The organism is Pseudoalteromonas sp. MBR-15 (assembly GCF_053628915.1).
The window spans coordinates 1-17,841 of record NZ_JBRJHH010000014.1 but is presented as its reverse complement, the minus strand read 5'-3'; the positions used below and the strand labels follow the sequence as shown (position 1 = coordinate 17,841).

15 protein-coding genes and 1 pseudogene are annotated in these 17,841 nt (G+C 41.4%); 8 read left to right on the top strand and 8 right to left on the bottom strand.

Annotated features, from left to right (window positions below; translation table 11 throughout):
* Positions 1-105: 105 nt before the first annotated feature.
* Positions 106-1,563, top strand: a complete 1,458-nt coding sequence (dgt, locus tag ACSSVW_RS16785; RefSeq protein WP_454179761.1) for a dGTPase — start codon at positions 106-108, stop codon at positions 1,561-1,563.
* Between the two features lie 113 nt (positions 1,564-1,676).
* Positions 1,677-3,800, top strand: coding sequence for a hypothetical protein (locus tag ACSSVW_RS16780; RefSeq protein ID WP_454179759.1), 2,124 nt, complete (start codon positions 1,677-1,679; stop codon positions 3,798-3,800).
* A gap of 65 nt (positions 3,801-3,865) precedes the next feature.
* Here the strand turns inward: ACSSVW_RS16780 and ACSSVW_RS16775 are convergent, their stop codons facing one another.
* Together ACSSVW_RS16775 and ACSSVW_RS16770 are read right to left on the bottom strand one after the other, a co-directional pair.
* Positions 3,866-4,555, bottom strand: a complete 690-nt coding sequence (locus tag ACSSVW_RS16775; protein ID WP_141687249.1) for a hypothetical protein — start codon at positions 4,553-4,555, stop codon at positions 3,866-3,868.
* A 405-nt stretch (positions 4,556-4,960) separates the two neighbouring features.
* Positions 4,961-5,875, bottom strand: a complete 915-nt coding sequence (locus tag ACSSVW_RS16770) for a LysR substrate-binding domain-containing protein (RefSeq protein ID WP_454179758.1) — start codon at positions 5,873-5,875, stop codon at positions 4,961-4,963.
* A gap of 113 nt (positions 5,876-5,988) precedes the next feature.
* Here ACSSVW_RS16770 and ACSSVW_RS16765 point away from each other — a divergent pair, with 113 nt between their 5' ends.
* Both ACSSVW_RS16765 and ACSSVW_RS16760 read left to right on the top strand, forming a co-directional pair.
* Entirely contained in the window at positions 5,989-6,294 is a 306-nt protein-coding gene (locus ACSSVW_RS16765; protein WP_036972957.1) for a hypothetical protein, read from the top strand.
* Between the two features lie 136 nt (positions 6,295-6,430).
* Positions 6,431-7,602: pseudogene (locus ACSSVW_RS16760) on the top strand (IS3 family transposase).
* Positions 7,603-7,680: 78 nt separating this feature from the next.
* Here the strand turns inward: ACSSVW_RS16760 and ACSSVW_RS16755 are convergent.
* Entirely contained in the window at positions 7,681-7,968 is a 288-nt protein-coding gene (locus tag ACSSVW_RS16755) for a putative quinol monooxygenase (RefSeq protein WP_036972494.1), read from the bottom strand.
* Positions 7,965-8,186 carry a DUF2798 domain-containing protein gene (locus ACSSVW_RS16750; RefSeq protein WP_454179757.1) on the bottom strand — a complete coding sequence of 74 codons (222 nt, stop codon included), beginning with the start codon at positions 8,184-8,186 and terminating at the stop codon, positions 7,965-7,967. Before ACSSVW_RS16750 ends, ACSSVW_RS16755 begins: the two co-directional genes overlap by 4 nt.
* Before the next feature lie 81 nt (positions 8,187-8,267).
* On the opposite strand from ACSSVW_RS16750, the gene ACSSVW_RS16745 reads away from it, so the two are divergent.
* Positions 8,268-9,122, top strand: coding sequence for a LysR family transcriptional regulator (locus ACSSVW_RS16745; RefSeq protein WP_454179756.1), 855 nt, complete (start codon positions 8,268-8,270; stop codon positions 9,120-9,122).
* 492 nt (positions 9,123-9,614) lie between these two features.
* On the opposite strand, the gene ACSSVW_RS16740 is transcribed toward ACSSVW_RS16745, so the two are convergent.
* Entirely contained in the window at positions 9,615-9,959 is a 345-nt protein-coding gene (locus tag ACSSVW_RS16740) for a hypothetical protein (protein ID WP_454179755.1), read from the bottom strand.
* An 84-nt stretch (positions 9,960-10,043) separates the two neighbouring features.
* The gene (locus ACSSVW_RS16735) at positions 10,044-10,319 is read right to left on the bottom strand and encodes a hypothetical protein (RefSeq protein ID WP_454179754.1); all 276 of its coding nucleotides are present in this window, start codon (positions 10,317-10,319) and stop codon (positions 10,044-10,046) included.
* A 164-nt stretch (positions 10,320-10,483) separates the two neighbouring features.
* Here ACSSVW_RS16735 and ACSSVW_RS16730 point away from each other — a divergent pair, with 164 nt between their 5' ends.
* From ACSSVW_RS16730 to ACSSVW_RS16720, 3 genes are all read left to right on the top strand, one after another.
* Complete coding sequence (locus ACSSVW_RS16730; RefSeq protein ID WP_075593403.1) at positions 10,484-10,963, top strand: PD-(D/E)XK nuclease superfamily protein; 480 nt, start codon at positions 10,484-10,486, stop codon at positions 10,961-10,963.
* 98 nt (positions 10,964-11,061) lie between these two features.
* The gene (locus ACSSVW_RS16725) at positions 11,062-14,214 is read left to right on the top strand and encodes a DUF3427 domain-containing protein (RefSeq protein ID WP_454179753.1); all 3,153 of its coding nucleotides are present in this window, start codon (positions 11,062-11,064) and stop codon (positions 14,212-14,214) included.
* 30 nt (positions 14,215-14,244) lie between these two features.
* Positions 14,245-14,994, top strand: coding sequence for a hypothetical protein (locus ACSSVW_RS16720; protein WP_454179752.1), 750 nt, complete (start codon positions 14,245-14,247; stop codon positions 14,992-14,994).
* 380 nt (positions 14,995-15,374) lie between these two features.
* On the opposite strand, the gene ACSSVW_RS16715 is transcribed toward ACSSVW_RS16720, so the two are convergent.
* Together ACSSVW_RS16715 and ACSSVW_RS16710 are read right to left on the bottom strand one after the other, a co-directional pair.
* Positions 15,375-16,463: an HNH endonuclease gene (locus ACSSVW_RS16715; RefSeq protein ID WP_454179751.1), complete on the bottom strand. Its 1,089-nt coding sequence runs from the start codon at positions 16,461-16,463 to the stop codon at positions 15,375-15,377.
* A 313-nt stretch (positions 16,464-16,776) separates the two neighbouring features.
* On the bottom strand, positions 16,777-17,373 hold the full coding sequence (locus tag ACSSVW_RS16710) for a class I SAM-dependent methyltransferase (RefSeq protein WP_454179749.1): 597 nt from the start codon (positions 17,371-17,373) through the stop codon (positions 16,777-16,779).
* Positions 17,374-17,841 lie beyond the last annotated feature (468 nt).

Sequence of the window (17,841 nt, the reverse complement as noted above, 5' to 3'; positions counted from 1 at the left end):
ATATTTTAATTTAAGATACAAGCTGTTAGATTAAATTTAATAACTATCGCAGTTTTGATAACAACACTGAGCAGCCTAATAGGAAGCGCCTCGTGGGAATGAAACATGATCGACTTTCGTAAAAAAATTACCTCTGCGCGCGAAATGCGCTCAACCAACACGTTACACACTGCCCTTGAAAGTGATCGGGGGCGCATTATTAACAGTGCCGCCATTCGTCGTTTACAACAAAAAACCCAAGTTTTCCCTCTCGAACGCAATGCAGCGGTGCGCTCGCGGCTAACCCACTCTCTTGAAGTACAACAAGTGGGGCGCTTTATAGTGCAAACAATTTTTAATAAGTTAAGCGACGCTCAACAAAAAGAGTATGGCCTTGCAGGCCTAGAAAGGCCCTTAGAGAGCCTTGTTGAAATGGCGTGTTTGATGCACGACATTGGCAACCCGCCATTTGGTCACTTTGGCGAAGCCGCCATAAACCAATGGTTTGAAAAACACCTAGAGTCGCTCACGCCAGAACGCTGCAAAGCCAGTGGCATACATGTTATTTTTAAGCACCTTGCACAAGACATCAAAAATTTTGAAGGCAATGCGCAAGGCATTCGCATTATTCATTCTTTGCTTTCACTTAACCTAACATACAGCCAAAGCGCCGGCATATTAAAGTACACCCGCCCTGCCAGCATGGCTAAAAAAGACATCCCACAAGACAAAAATTACTTAATGAAAAAAGTGGGTTATTACTTTAGCGAAAAACCCTTTATTGAGGCACTGCAAACCGAGCTTGATATAGAGCAATATTGCCGCCACCCCGCAAGTTACATAATGGAAGCAGCCGACGACATTTCGTATTGCCTTGCCGACATAGAAGACGCTGTAGAAAAAGGCATTATAAACGTTGAACTATTGTGCGAAAAATTAAAAGAGCAATACACGCGCACCTTAACAAACCTCACGCTTAACGACACCAAGCACAGTGACTTTGCTGAAAAAGCCATTGATTACGCACTGAGTAAAGCCGCCGAGCAGCCCTATAACTATAATAGCGAGTTTTTTATTTACCTACGCGTGACCTTGCTACACCCCTTGGTAAATTATGCCGCAGAGCGTTTTGTTGGCAATATTGAAGCCATTTACCACGGCGACTTTAACCAAGCCTTACTGGAAGATCGCAGCCACTTGCATGCCGTCACACTCACGTTAAAACAAGTGGCCATTAAACATGTATTTTGCCACAAAGAAGTAGAGCGCCTAGAGCTGCAAGGTTATCGGATCATTAGCGGTTTGCTCGATTGCTACAAACCGTTACTTGCCCTTGACCACGACGCCTTTAAACGGGTTTTAAAAGGCGACCCTCAGTATTTAATTGAAACGCGGCTCGTTAAAAAGCTCTCAAATAAACACATAAACAGCTACCAAAAAGCCATTGATGCCTTAAAAGCAGAGCCCGATCACTTTGCAGCCTATGAGTTTTATTACCGTTGCAGACTTGTTCAAGATTACATTAGCGGTATGACCGACCAATTTGCTTACGACGAGTACCGCGCTTTAATGGTTATTGATTGATTCATTTAGCTATTTATTTTAATTTGTTAACAAAATGTGGATAAAAAACCTATCAAGGCTTAGAATTAAGTCATTGTTTGGGTCACCAGATTAACCTTACTGGTCAGGAAACTATGCCAATTATAAAAACAACACTTTTACTGATACTTGCTAGTGTAAGTTTCACCAGCGAAGCGCAGTATAATGAGGCCATGTGCATTTTGTTAAAACAACAAATGCATGAATTTCGTAATAATACGAGTAATCGCAATTATCGCTCTGCAGCTCGTAACTATGAAAAGAACTGTAAAAATCCGACGCCTGTCCACAATGTCGAAGCATTTGAAAAGTTAACCGCGCAATCGGCAGAATCAACCCCCATAACCCCCAACAAATCAGTAAGCCCAACAGAGCACTCGGCTGCCATTCAAGGCATTGCTGACGATACCCCAGCACCTGAGCCACAAAACCTCGACGTAACGCAATTAGAGCAAGCAACTCAAGATACGCCGCCTACATCAGAGCCAGAACTCATTTCTGATGCAGCCGCCATTGAACCTGTTGCCAATGCATCAGCGCTTGAAACAACAGAGCCAGTGCAGAGCGTACCGCAGCCGCAAAACGAGACTAACGAAGCGCTAACAACGGCGCAGACAGCAACGCCGCAAACAACAGCATCACAAACAACAGCGCCGCAGACAAATAATTCAACCGATAACCTTGAAAGCGAGCCTGTATCTGATACACCCCCTGTGTCAGCAACAGAGGCAGAAAAACCAGTCGATGCCGCGCCAATACCTGCAGAGCCTGCACCAACACCACAACCAGCTCCGATGCAAAGCGCCGCGCCTAGTTCGTCAACGTCACTGCTTATGCCCAGCTTAATCGTGCTATTAGTGCTGCTTGTGGCGGGTTTGTTTATAGTACGATTACGCAAAAGTAAACAACAAGACACACACCCTGAACTTGAACACAGCTTACTAGAAGCGCAAGCACTAAAAGCCGCCGCAAACGCAAATAAAGAAGCCGAAGAACTTAAATCGGCCACCGCCGCGATACTTGCAGAGCAAAGCACAGAACAAGCCCCCGACATAGAGAGTGAACTAGAGCAAAGTCGTTCGTTTACAGCCACAGACAACGAAGACAGCAACGATGAGCTTTCGGAACTTGCCCGCTTTAGTGCTGAACGCGACTTTCACGAGCAACACACTGATTTTGCCGATGCGGATCAGTTTAATGAGCTTGAACTCGACAACGGCGAGACAGAGCCCAAAGATACTGAGCCCACGCAAGCTGAAACCTTGTTAAGCAGTTCATCATTCGGCTTCGACGAGTACGCAAAACAAGAACCGCTTACAGACGACGAGCCATTAACCAATGAGCTTATTAATGACGAGCTTGAAAGCAACAGTTTTGAAAGCAGCGATTTTAAAAATGACGAGCTTTCAAATGACGAGCTTGAACAAGCGCCTGCCTTTACTAGCAGTTCATCATTCGGCTTCGACGAGTACGCAAAGCAAGAGCCGCTTACAGACGACGAGCCATTGACCAATGAGCTTATAAATAACGAGCTTGAACAAGCGCCTGCCTTTACTAGTAGTTCATCATTTGGCTTCGACGAGTACGCAAAGCAAGAGCCGCTTACAGACGACGAGCCATTGACCAATGAGCTTATTAATGACGAGCTTGAAAATGACGAGCTTTCAAATAACGAGCTTGAACAAGCGCCGGCTTTTACTAGCAGTTCATCATTTGGCTTCGACGAGTACGCAAAGCAAGAACCGCTGTCAGACGACGAGCCTGCAAAAGATGACGTACCAGAGTACGACTTATCATCGTTAATGGGTGACGATTTATCATTTGCCGATCAATTTAGCGACCAGCCATCGCTAGTCACTGAACCTAAGCCATCAAACACCGACGACGATATTAGCGACGACGATTTGGCAAAAGCGTTACAAGCACTTGAGCAAGAACTGTACGAAGAGCCTAAGCACACTCAGGTTGAATATACAGAGCAAAACGATGATGAAACACTAACAGAAACCGAGCAAGAGCAAGAGCCCGCACAGCAAGATGATAACGACGAGCATACCGACAGTAAGCCACACAATCCGTTTGCTAACTTGTCGCTAGACCCTGCGTGGGATCCAAACTCATCAGAAAAACCCTCGTTAGAGAGCAAAGCTAAACAGCCGAAATCTCAAGCCTTGATCGACGCCGAAGAACGCGCCAAACAACTCAAAACCGACGACTAGCGACTAAGGTTTTTTAAATAAAGATTTTTTAAAATAAAAAAGGGAAAGCACAGTGCTTTCCCTTTTTATTTCAGTGTGGTGCGCGGGCGCATTAACCAATGAAAAACAAATATCAACGAAAAGAAAACAGCCACGGCCAGCACACACAAAAGAATAATGTTTTTTGGCAAAAACGAGTCACTCTTGTAGGTGTGGCGCTTTATTTCGCGCTCAGCACTTAACTTTGTTCTTTCGGCTTTACTGGGTAATTTAAACTCATGAAATGAGTCGTTAGATGTCACTTCTGAACGCACCGTTTGGGTGCTCTTTTGCTGCCATAGCATATCAAACTGCTGAAACTGCACTTGCTTATTCTCAATACACCACTCTAAATATTGCACTGACAATGGCTTATTAAGGCAACGAGACGGGATCACATAAAAACGGTCCCATGCGGCTTGCTTGCTAATGTATGCTTGTTCTGACAAGGGTTTCGCTAACGAATTTTCAAGGTAAGCAATATCATGGTTATAAAATGCGAACTTGCGCTCAGCTATTTGCTCTTCGGTTAAACAATTCGATGCAATGCGATCAGATAAGTTTTGAATGCGCTGTTTGTAATCATCAACTTCGTCGAGCAGGTGAGTTTTACGCAGTGCCGATTGCAGTTCACTGCGTTCAGCTTCCATAGCGTGGCATTCAACTGAAGGTGCTGTTGTTTGCGCCCATGACACACACGGCGACAATAACAGAGAGAATAAAATCCGTTTAATCATTAATTTACGTCACTGTAAAATAGAGAGGAACAGAGTACCATTTTTAGCTAAAAATTCAATACGGTTGCGTTAAATCTCCGCTCTTCTTTAAATAATGGCTAAGGTGAATACGCTCCTCGTATTCATTATTTACCTACTGGGCGCTGCCACTATTAAATCATTCTTGCTACAACAGGCAGTAATACCTATTCATTTAATTAAGTGAGCAATCTTGGGGCAATAAAATCCCGTTGATAACAAGGCAAACATGTCGTTATTGAGTTGTTCTCGGCAATTGCTCCTACATTGCGCTACCTCCTGCATCCATGCCGTCGTAAATCAGACATTTTAAGCACCGCTAGCGACAGGTTTAATCCCTCAAAACGATTAAGTATTCTTGCGAATTAATATAATGTCGCTTAGTCATTAAAGTGACTGCTGATGCTTATAAAATTGCTCGTCGTCAAGCTCAAATTGGCGCATTAACCAGTCTTTAAAAACCTGCACCTTGTGCCATGTAAAATGCTCTGCTGGCCCCGCTAAATAGTATTTAAACTGACATGGGTATTCAAAGTCGGGGTAAATTTCAAGCTGCCCAAGTTGTAATTGCGTTTCTATTAGGCGTCGGCGTACGATAGCAATACCTTGCCCTGCAAGGGTTGCTTGTATAACCAATGCCGCATTGTCTATTTCGAGCGAAGGTAACGCATCGGCGTTCATGCCTAATTGCTCTGCAAACCTTAACCAACCTCGTTCGGCATCGGGGCAAATATCTTTTATTAGTTTTTGCGCCATTACTTGCGGCTTAAGCGTTTTAGTTACATCAATTAAACCCGGTTTGTAAGCTAAAAATAAGCTGTCGTCGGTTAAAAGCTCGCTTTGTAAGTCTGGGTAATTACCAAGACCAAAGCGGATACCTAAATCAACTTGCCCCGTTGAAAAGTCGGCCAATTGATCGCTAGGCTCAATACGTACTTTTATGTTTGGGTATTGGTGTTGAAAATCGCTGATACGCCCCAGTAACCAGCCACTAGCAAACGAAGGCAGCACCGATAAGTTTAACGTATTTGGGTGACTGTCTTGGCTTAATGACTGCACACCCGTATGCAAATGATCAAACCCCTTGAGTACATGAGGCAACAATTGCTCGCCCTGACGCGTTAGTTCAACGTAACGCGTATGACGGGTAAATAAAGCACAACCCAGTTGCTGTTCGAGTAGCCGAATTTGTTGGCTCACAGCAGCTTGGCTTACATATAACTGCTCAGCGGCCAGCTTAAAGCTGCCAAGCTTTGCAGCATGCTTAAAATACCAAAGGCTCTTTAAGGGGGGAAGTTTCATATGCACTTATGGTTAATAAAAACTTAAGCATAGGCAATTTTTAATCGTTTGTCAGCATTGTTCTCTCACGTAATACTCATACAGCCAACCGCCATCAATTAAGGATAACTGTTATGAAATACTGCATCATTTTACTCTTTATTTGCCTATCGAGTGCAAGCTATGCAAACCAACCCGCTGTAACACAGCTTGATACCGACGAAGGCTACCCCTATAAAAACTTAATTCAAAAAGTAGAACGCGTTGAAATTAGCTACGTTGAAAACCAATACACCGTAACGTGCCGCGTGAATGTGCAAACACTGCATAATCAATACAATGGCAAAGAGCACACCGTGTCTGCAAAATTATTTGCCAAACGCCCCATGGCCGCTTGCCTCACACGTGACAAAGCCAAACAAATTTTAACCATGCTTTAACCTGTTTCAACCTTGTAAAACTAGGCTACGAATAGCAGTACTTCCCCAGTAGCCTAGTTTTTTTTAGCGCCCAAAATTTCTAACGTCTAATTGATCTGACTCCATAAAAGTAGACACCTTTTTGGAGTCAGTAATCATGAAAGTAAAACCATATCGTAAACATTCCCTCGAATTTAAAATAAAAGTCGTTCAAGAGTCGTTAGACACAACAGATACAGTTAAGATGGTCGCGAATAAATACGATATTCATCCCGACATGCTATCAAGTTGGAGAAGTCACATGACCTCGAAGAAGAAAACAGCAAAGCCATTAAAGAACCAAGGCCCAGACAAGTCATACACAGATTTAGAGCGCCAAATTCGCAAGCTTGAGAAGCAACTCGAAGATGCTCAGTTGGAGAATGATGTTTTAAAAAAGGCGAAGGTCTACTTCGACAGCCTAAAAGAATAAGGTTCGAATATATCCACAAGGTCACAGATGCCAAACGCACAGTGAAGAAGTTGTGAAGTTGGTTATCTGTGTCGCCGGCTGGGTATTATAAATGGTTAAAACAAGTACCTAGCACGCGCTATAAAGAGAACAGTTCGTTACTTAAGTTTCTTAAGCATATCAGCGACCAGGAGCACTGTATCCCAGGCTATAGAAAGCTATGGGAGGCAGCGGTAGCGCATGGTTTCGATTGTAGTAAAGGGCGTGTACAGAGGCTCTTACAAAGCGTTGGCTATCGTTCAAAGTCAGGTAAGAGACGCTATACAAGCCGCGCGAAGAAAGAAGGTACAATCAAAGCGAGTAACTTATTACGACGCCAATTTAATGTTGATACAGCAAACACCGTGTGGGTATCAGATATCACGCAAGTACGCTGTAAAGATGGTTGGCAGTATTTGTGCGTCGTTCTTGATTTATACTCCCGTAAGATTGTTGGCTGGGTAACAAGCCGGATAAACAACGCCGAGTTAGTTATTAAAACACTGAGAAAAGCATGGTCAGCACGCAAACCTGATGGTGCGAACTTGCTCTTTCATTCAGACCAAGGACCTCAATATATCGCGAAGGAAACAGTGAAGTGGTTAACTGATAGAGGTGTCACAGTGAGTATGTCTAGAAAAGGAAACTGCTGGGATAATGCATGCTCAGAAAGCTTCTTCGCGCAGTATAAAAAGGAGTGGATAAAGAATTTAAATGAACTGAGTCGTAGTGAAATGACAACACAAACTTATTTTTATATTGAAAAATACTACAACTCAGTAAGAAGGCATGGCACCCTAGGGTATAAAAGTCCAATGCAGTACGAACAAGTTAATTAAACCCCGTGTCTACTTTATCGGGGTCAGATCAAATTTCTAACTTCTAATTTCTAACTTCTAATTTCTAGCGTCTAATTTCTAGTTTATAACTTCTTCCACTTTCTCAACTTCAACCGGCTCTGCCAACGCATTCTCATAAAACGCGAACACCGCTTTGGTATAAGGCTGAGCATAATGCGCATCAAGCGCAGCTTGCGATACAAACTGCTCCACTAAAAACAAACAGCGCTGCTCCTTACTTGCAAACAACTCGAATCGGTTGCATCCAGGCTCTGCGCGAGTGGCAGCTAAAATGCACTGTAAACGCCCTTTACACTCTTCGAATAACGCTGCTTTAGGGGTGATTTTTGCCACTATATTTATCATACTGATTCCTTACTAAATAACTTTAAAACCCATGTTCTAATAGGCGGTGCCACCGTAAATACCACCACAAACGCAGCCGGCCACGCATTAGCAAAGGCCTTCATCCAACTTGCTATAAACGTATCGCTTAGGCCTAAATTCACGTATGTAACCCATGCCGATAATAAAAACGACATTAAGAACGAAAACGCCGCAGTAAAAATAAAATGAATTTTCATATGTCCTCCTTGGCGTTACTATATTTGCACAGGGCAAGTGACAACAGTCACGAAAATGCAAACTAAGATTGAGGGAGTCGTATGCTGGATGATCTGCATTTATTTATTGAGATAGCGCGCCGTAAAAGCATGAGCCAAACAGCAAAAGATCTCGGCTTAAATCTTTCAACCCTTTCTAGGCGCATACAGGCATTAGAAGACAAACTTGGCGAACCGTTGCTGCAACGCACCGCCAGAGGCATTGTACTCACAGCCAAAGGTGAAACCCTTTACGATGAACTCGGTCAGCAAGTGCTTGCACTTAATAGCCAATTAAAACAATTAAATGACTCGTCGGGAGCAAAAGACTTTTACCTACTTTGCCCACAAAATATCATTGCTGGCCCACTCATGAGCGCAATAAACCAATTTGCCTTAACCAACCCTGCGCTTAATCTCCACATTTACCCAAGTAATGCCAATAGCCAACTAAGCCAAAAGCGTTTTGACCTAGCGATTAGAGTGGGCGAGCAACAAGATTCAAGCTATTTTCAAAAACGCCTAGGGGCGATTGCAATAAAGCTAATAGTAAAGAAAGAGGCGCCAGCATCACGCCTAGTGTTGCCCTATTCAGAGTCGCAGCTACCTAGCGGATTATTAACCGCATTAAAAAATGAATTTGAACAAATAAGCTTTTGTTTTGATATTACAATCGCCAGAAAAATGATCGAAGCAGGCTACGGTGTAGGCATACTGCCCATGAGTGAAATTAGCTGCATAAAAGACACCCGCAACTTTAGTTATGTAGAAACGCCCCACAGCATTCCAGCAAGGCCAATATACGCCCTGTGGGCTCACTCGCGCACACCCTCTGCGAATGCGCAGTTATTAATAGAGCAACTACAAACAAGTATTGCGGGTTCACCAAGCTTACAGGGGGAAATATTAGCGCTTTAATACTTGCTGCTTGTGTTGTGAGGGAGCCTGTCGCAGCGATTTTATAGCGCGTATTCGCTCTAGGCTTGGCTCTTTAATATTGAATATCTAAGATTGAATCTCTAAGTCTAAGCTCGCATCTCGCATCTCAAATCTCGCACCTTGGCGCTATTCCGCTCTTGTAGGCGTGAAATTTATTTCGCGCGTTTTTCAATCGCCACAATACTCAAAAACACACCACCATACCTAACAGCCACCACCCGTAGGAGCCGTTTTAACAGTGAATCTTTCGCAGCGATTTTATAGCGCGTATCGCTCTAGGCTTAGCTCACTAAGATTGACTCTCCAAGCTCGCACATCGCATCTCGCATCTCAAATCTCGCACCTCGGCGCTATTCCGCCCTTGTAGGCGTGAAATTTATTTCGCGCGTTTTTCAATCGCAACTATACACAAAAACACACCACCATACCTAACAGCCACCACCCGTAAGAGCCGTTTTAACGGTGAAGAAATTAATCCTTAAACCACCGATAAAAACCAAATACAAACAGTAAAGCCGCAAAACCAACCCCTATTAACTGCCAAATTTTGGTCTCGTTCATTTTATCTAACTGAGGAGTTACAGCATGCACTTTATGCTGAATAATGGGTGTACTTTCTTCTGTTGTTTTAACTGCGCTTTGTGGTGAGTTTATTTCTGTAATGGTCGGCTTTACTGTAATGACAACATCTTTATAGTCAGATTTAGGCTTTGCATCCCATATAGATTCAAAAAGGGCTTTTTGCTCCGATTTATTTTCACTACACCATACAAAATCAGCTTGTTCTATTTTCTTAGCTCGGCATCGCTCAGGCAACTGATAAAACTGTCCCCATGCAATGCGTTTTTTATCATCATTAAACGAATTACTGTAAACCGTGGAGTTATGTACTTTGGTATTTTAAAGTGCAGTAGGGCTTGATTGATAGGTATGGGTGCCACCATTACCCGATGTTCTTTTGGGGTTTTTACAATACTTAGCAAGCAAGGTAAACAGCTCGTCAGAGCGCTTATTCCACCGCTCACCTTGCTCAGCGGTGTAACTTCTATTCATTCTTTTACGAATGCCCTCGCGCTCAGCCTTAATTCTATCGCATTGGCTTTGAGAATATTGCTCAACAGCAACCGCATTCTGGCCCACGAGTAAAATAGCGAGCAATAAAATCCATTTATTCATAACGTTACATCAATGTAATTAAGTTAGTTACATTGTACCAAATTTAGAACCTAGAAAAAGTAACCTAACATATTAAATTTTTAGTAGCACAATTATTTGATGTGACTTTTATTTATACATAATAATTTAGTATATTAAACACTCAATTTTAAAAAGGTAATGTTATGGATAACCAATTATCACTCTTTAAAGAAATAAATGAAACAGGTGCCTACAGTAGTTCACCTCAAGATTCAAATAGAAGGTTTTGCTCAGAGTTGGAAGAAGAATTAAATTCGTTGGGTTTTAATGAAAGTGAAGATAAATCACCTTCCCCGATGCACTACCTTAAAAGAGCCGAATACACTGATATGTATGGAGGCACGAGACACAGTACTTTTTTAATTCATCACAAGTTAAAAGGACTGCTAAGAGTTGAAGCGCATAGACAAGTTCAGAGTGGCTCTGTTGATCAAAAGTTTCCATTCTTTTATGAATCGTTAAGTAATGCCCCAGAGGAAAATGTGATTATTGTTTTCGACGGGAAAGGATATAAAAAAGAAGCTTTCGATTGGTTGATGTATCAGACTTCTCAAAATCGAAAAAAGTCATTTAACGTTTTTCCGAGTAAAGAACTATTTCTTGATTTTCTTTTAAACGAATAATGCATCAAAACATGATGCATTCCCTCTACACGTCTTAGTTACTGCTTGTTTATATTAATCATTTTAGTAAACTGGTTGTTCGAAAACAGGGAGTCGTTATGGAACAGGTTGGTATTTACGAGCAGCTGATTACGCAAGTAATCGAGCAACACCTAGATCGTGAACAGTTTTATGTCGGAGAACGCCAACTTGAATCAGCAGAAGCTGCCACTTGGCTGTCTCGATTTTTAGGTAAGTTAATTGCTCACGCGATTGATGCTATACCTAGTTCAAATAATCGCTTACAAGAGCAAATCAATCTAGCAAATAACTTAGTTTTTTGGCTTAAAGATCATATTCGAGATGATGAGCTAATAAGTGAAAACCTAATAGATAGCCAAGGCAGAATCCTCACTGCACTATTCAATACTGAAAACCCAATTGCAGCAAACCTCAAAGACTACGCCAAAGATATATTTCCATTAACAGGGCTTACCCAAAGCGAATTATTTAGTGGCGCGAATGCGGGTATATCGCTCGAAACAGAATTAAAGCGTGAGATAAAATCGGCCGACACTATTTACTGGTTAGTTTCATTTATAAAGTGGACAGGGCTAAGAATATTTAAAAATGAACTTGAAGCCTTTACCAAAAGTGGTAACAAACTAAAAGTTATCACCACCTCTTACATGGGGGCAACAGATGCTAAAGCGGTTGAGTTTTTGGCAAGCCTACCAAACACTGAAGTAAAACTAAGCTATAACAATCAGCAAGAACGTTTACACGCAAAATCTTACTTATTTATGCGTAACACCGGTTTTCATACTGGCTATATTGGTTCGTCTAACTTATCGCATTCGGCACTCACCAGCGGCCTTGAATGGAATTTAAAAATTACAGCGCAAGAAATTCCGCATATTATCGCTAAAACCAAAAGCACCTTTGAAACCTACTGGCAATCACCAGACTTTGAACTGTTTAGTGGTAAAGTTGAATGTAAAGAAAAGCTAATAAACTCACTGAATGAACAGCGTGGTAAAGGACAAGCAAGTAGCCAGTTCTATTTTGATATAACCCCTAAAACTCATCAATTAGCTATTTTAGAAAAACTAAGTGTTGAACGAAGCGTTCACAATCGCTTTAAAAACTTAGTAGTGGCTGCAACTGGCACAGGTAAAACAATCATATCTGCATTTGATTTTAAAACCGTGTACGACAAAAAACCAAATGCCAACTTTTTATTTGTTGCTCACCGAGAAGAAATCCTCACTCAAGCACAAAGCGCATATCGTGGAGTGCTAAAAAATAATGATTTTGGCGAGCTTTGGGTTGGCAACTACAAACCTCAAAGATACAACCAATTATTTGCCTCAATTCAAACCCTTAACAACCAAATCGACAACATAAAATTGAGTGCTGATTTTTATGATTATATTGTTATTGATGAAGTGCATCACGTAAGTGCTAACAGTTACCGTGGCATTCTTAATTACTTCAAACCAAACATTTTATTAGGGTTAACGGCCACACCTGAAAGGCAAGATGGGGCAAATATATTAGAAGATTTCTGTGGTGTTATTGCCGCAGAGATCCGCTTACCAGAAGCCATAAATCAGCGCCATTTATGCCCGTTCCAATACTTTGGCCTTGATGACGATACAGATTTAAGCACGGTAACGTGGCGAGGCGGTCGTTACGATATTAGTGAGCTTAGTAAGCTATATACAGGCGAGAATAACCGCGCGAATAAAATCATATCGAGTCTCAACGACATCGTTACAAATATTAACGCTATTAAGGCATTAGCATTTTGTGTAAGCCAAGATCATGCTGAGTTTATGGCCAGTAAGTTTAACCTTGCAGGTATAAGTGCAGACGTACTTACCAGTAAAAATACTAGTGAACGAAAACACAAACAGCAGGCGCTTAGACGGGGTGAAATACACATACTCTGCGTCGTTGATATTTTTAACGAAGGGGTCGATATTCCAGAAGTAGATACCTTGCTCTTTTTGCGTCCAACAGAGAGCCTAACGCTATTTTTACAGCAATTAGGTCGTGGCCTACGTTTACCCGACAACAGTCAAAAGCAATGTTGTACTGTACTCGACTTTGTTGGTAACGCTCGCCCCGAATATGACTTTGCCAATAAGTTTCGCGCACTCATTGGAAAAAGTAACCAGCCAATAAAAACCGAAATAGAAAATAATTTTCCGCACTTGCCGCTGGGCTGTCGTATAGAGCTACAAGAACGCACGCAAAAAACTATTCTACGTAATATACAACAAGCAACAAACAGCAAACGCCGTTTGCAACAGCTTATAAACAGTTATTCTCATCATACAAGCGACGAGCTAACGCTAAGTAACTTTTTACGTATAAACCCACAAGTCACACTAGAAGATATTTATAAACCGAAAGATACAAGGCATGGCGGTTGGCATTGGTTAAAAGACGATGATATTCCAGCAGATCAAGTTGATATATATAGTGCCTATTACAGAGCTATAAATACGCAATTACTTAGCTGTGATTCACTGAGCTATTTGTGCTTTTTACGCGATTTATGTAACAGCGACTTTAGAATTGAGATAACACCTCAAAATCAACAATACGCACTCATGGCACATTATAACTTTTGGGATTCAACAGGTGAGAGTTTAGGGTTTAAATCCCTTAAGCAAAGCTTACAAGCACTAAAAAACCCGTTATTACAACAAGAGTTATCAGAAGTTATCACACTTTTAATAAATCGTATTCAGCAACAAGAAAGTGACTTAGCGTGCTTACCAAACCATGCAATAAAATTGCACAGCCGCTACACTCGCCAACAAATATTAGCCGCATTCGGCGCGCATACATTTGATAAAAAATCGACCGCTCGCGAAGGTGTATTAGAGTTCAAAGAACAAAATTTAGAGCTACTATTCGTCACGCTCAATAAATGCGAAAAAACCTACTCACCAACAACGCTGTATCACGACTATGCAATCAGCCCAACCTTGTTTCATTGGCAAACGCAAAACAGCGCCCGACCAGAACACGGCCGCGGCCTAAGCTACATTCAGCACCAACAAACAGGCAAAACCATCTTGCTGTTTGTGCGTGAACAAAGCAAAGATGAAAACGGCCGAACCATGGGATTTGTGAACTATGGCGAGGTTAAATATCAAAGCCACAGCGGCAGCCAGCCAATGAACATAACATGGGAATTAGTAAGCACCATGCCAAACGAAATGTGGCATGAGGCTGGGAAATTAGCGGTTGGGTGATTAGTTATAAGTTTTATATAGGAATTATAAATGGAAGCTTTTTTACAAGACACTAAAATCATCTCAGCTCTAATTACAACTACTGTAGCTCTCATAATAGCATTAACAGGCGCTGTTGCTTTCTTTTATAGATCTCGCAGAGATAGTAAAAGAAATGCAAAAAAAGTCTTATTCCATTTGCTTGAGGTTCGCCACGCAATTAAGCTAAAAACTTTACCCATCGATGAAGTCGCTAAAGAGTATTATGAATATGCAGCCAAAAAACTTAATTCATTTACTCCTACAGAAGAAAATATCTCATCAGAGAACCCTGTACTTAAACTTATTGAGTGCAAATTCAAAGAGCAACTAGCCTCTATAGAGGAGAACCTTTCTGAGAGCGTAATACCAGCTCTTAATGAAAAATTAGCTGACTTGGCAGAAGACAACCCTATTTTAGCTTTTAAAATTAGAGGTCGAGACAATTTTCTCAAACTATTTGAAACTTCAAAAGCTCAAATAGCTACCCTTCACATACCCAATATGGGCCCACAACCTGATACTACAAAAGATTTACTAAAGCGTGTAAAAAGAATAATGCTAATACGCGTAGCAAAAGAAAGTAACGAGCATATTGACGATGCAATCGAAAAAATAGCTAAGTATTGTGGACGAAGTCAGTTAAGAAAATGGCGCAGATTAAAACAGGAAACGGCTTTAACTCACGGATTTGATTTTACCCAATTAGATGATTTATTTGAAAGCTGTCTTGCTGCTATTGATTTAGAAGAAGTGTATTAGATGTATGATCTTCCCTTCAATACAGATATACAATTTATGAGAAAGCTCTCATCTTCATCCATAAACACCAATCTACCAGCACACTCCAATTCCCCGTGATCACACCTGAAACTAAGTTAATGATGAGTAATTTACAGCATGGATGCTGTACAAAGCGTAGTTTGGCCATGGATGGCCTATCTACGCTGGTTACGTTCACATCATTAACGTAAGTTGAAGATCAAGTGTGATCCTCGGGTGCGCCGAGAGAGTCCAGAGAGAGGTCGGCGGCAGCCTCTCTTTGGTTGCCATCGCCAACGCGATAAAACCTCAAATAGAGGTTTTTAATCCCTTAAAAATCCTGCACGCAAACTCTAGGTCTGTACGTTAAACTTCACTATCTACACGTTATAACTTGGCTTACCTTCCGCCACTAAACCAAGCTCATTATTTTGCTGTTGATAAACAGCACTTTCTGCAAACTCGAAACTATTTATGCCTACCCACAATTTGGCGCTGTTTGCCTGTGCAACCTGATACGCCCAGTCGCTCACTGAGCGTGATTTTTCGGCATCACAATTAAAGTAATCGCTCAACTCACGAGATATATGCTGGTTATATATAACGAGGTTTTGTTCTTGCCAGCGCTCGCGGTGCTCTTGCGCAGCTAAAAAATCGCGTTTGCTGTTATTGCATTTACTATGAGCTGCCACAAAGTTGTGGCCTAAATCGTTGGCGTAACGCGTAAACGGAATAAAGTGATCAACCTCGGTTTTGCTGTTTAATGCCTTTTGACAATAAAAGCAGTGACCGCGTTGTAGTTCTATTAATACAGGTTTTGCTTTATTGAGTGCATTGCGATCAAAGCCAAATAAAAAGTCATGAAGTTGGCTTTGTGGGCCGATTAACGCTTGGTTGTATTTAATACTTTGAATTTTTTGTAGCCATGCATTTTTAGCTAAGTACACAACTAAGTCGTAAAAGCGTCTAAAGCAACTGGCAATACCTGCATTTAAGGTAATGTATTGCTGCCCTTTAACATGAGGATATAAGAAACACTCTTCCTTGCCATTTAGCTTTTGTAATAACCATAACGGTCCATCTTTTATGGTTTGTAACGTTGTTCTGCGTATGTTTTTCCAATCACTGCACTTTTTTAATTGGCTAACTGAAGTAATGTTATTTAATTTTGCATCGTGCAGTGTGGTGATGATTTTGGCTTGTTTTTTGGAATTGGTATTTTGTAAAAGCAGCTGGTCTCTATTATTACCAATGGCACCAAAAGGAGATGCTTGATGCCAATACAACGCAATAAACTTTTCGACTAATTCATCAAACGTTATTTGTAATTGCGCATTCGGATCTATTTGCTGTTTTTCAATGCTGATATCAGCAAGCGCATGCAACAAGGCAAACTTGTAAGTGGCACTAAAGTCCCCTTCCACCAGCATGCGTTGAATATAAGCGATAAAGTCGAGCTGTTGCTGCATAGCCATATCCAAACTATGCCTTTAATGAAGACTTTGATAAAACGCTGAGGGCTTCTTTTAAGCGCATAAGCTAAATCCTGTTACTGCGGCTTAAAATTAGTAAACCGCTCCATGGTTATTTATTAATACTAAATAACGAGCCGTTAAGCTGATATTAAGTTTAAAAACAATCTAGCACGAATGGCCATGATAAATATAGGGTTTATCGATGAATAAAGTGGTTGCTCTAAATTAACATGTGAGGGATTCGTTTAAAAATGCGGCATAACGAGGCATGCCGCACTGTCGTTTTGTAATTTGCAAGACTAAAGACTTACTTTGGCGTTCGTCTATGCAAAATGGCGTTTAGCCATGTTTCTGAGGCGCGCTCTGGGCGCTGGTCGGCGCTTTGCCACGACTTTAAAATAAACAGATTGGTATTTTTAATAATACTTTCGAGGCCAACTTCGTTTAGATCGGTAAATTCGCGGCCGTTGTGTTCTCGCTCGCCGTCGCCGTATTTAAACGATACATACACAATACCTTGAGGTTTAAGTGCGCGGGCTAGGTTATTAAAGGCGTCGGTTAAGTCGTTTTTTGAGACATGAATTAAACTTGCGCAGCACCAAATGCCGTCGTATTTTTCAACGTCTTTTAGGTCTTGAAAGCTGCTTACTGCCACCTCTTGATTTAAGTATTCTGAGGCTAGCTTGGCTATTTCGGGGCTTATATCAAACGCATCAACGCTAAAGCCGCGTTCTTTAAAAATAAAGGCGTCGCGGCCAGAGCCACACCCAGCATCTAATACGGTGCCATTTTTTGGCAGCAGCGGTAAAAACTCATCGTAAAGCTGAGTTAAATCTACATCGAGCGTGGCATCAACAAATGCTTGTGCGTTTTGGTTGTAGTAATCGATTGTTTTGGTTGCCATTTTACGTCCTTTATCGTGGCAGTAGTGCTTAGGTTAAAAATAGCATTAAAGCGAGATATCGGTAAATAAAATGAATGAAGAAAGTTCAATTAGGCCAAACTAGTTACATAAGGCGCGGCATGAAACTGTCGTTGCATTTTTACTGCTAATCGCCCCAAAAGTGTTAATTAATTTAAACACGCGAAGTATTCCCCCTGCCTACCTCACGACCAATTTAACACTTTAGCAGGTAAAAGCTGCGCCATTGCACGCGTTATGTTTGATATATAACAGGTTGTTTGTTGCAAAAGTCACAATTTAACAGGGCTTTTGTCGCCCATTTCTAAACATATGACTATAATGTTAAGTGAAATCAATATTCTTAATACTAAATACTAGAGCCTGTTGATCTTTGGTGTACATAATTCAATCAACCCACATGGGTAGCCACATCAGTGAGAAGGCTAAAGCAACTACGCTATGATAATT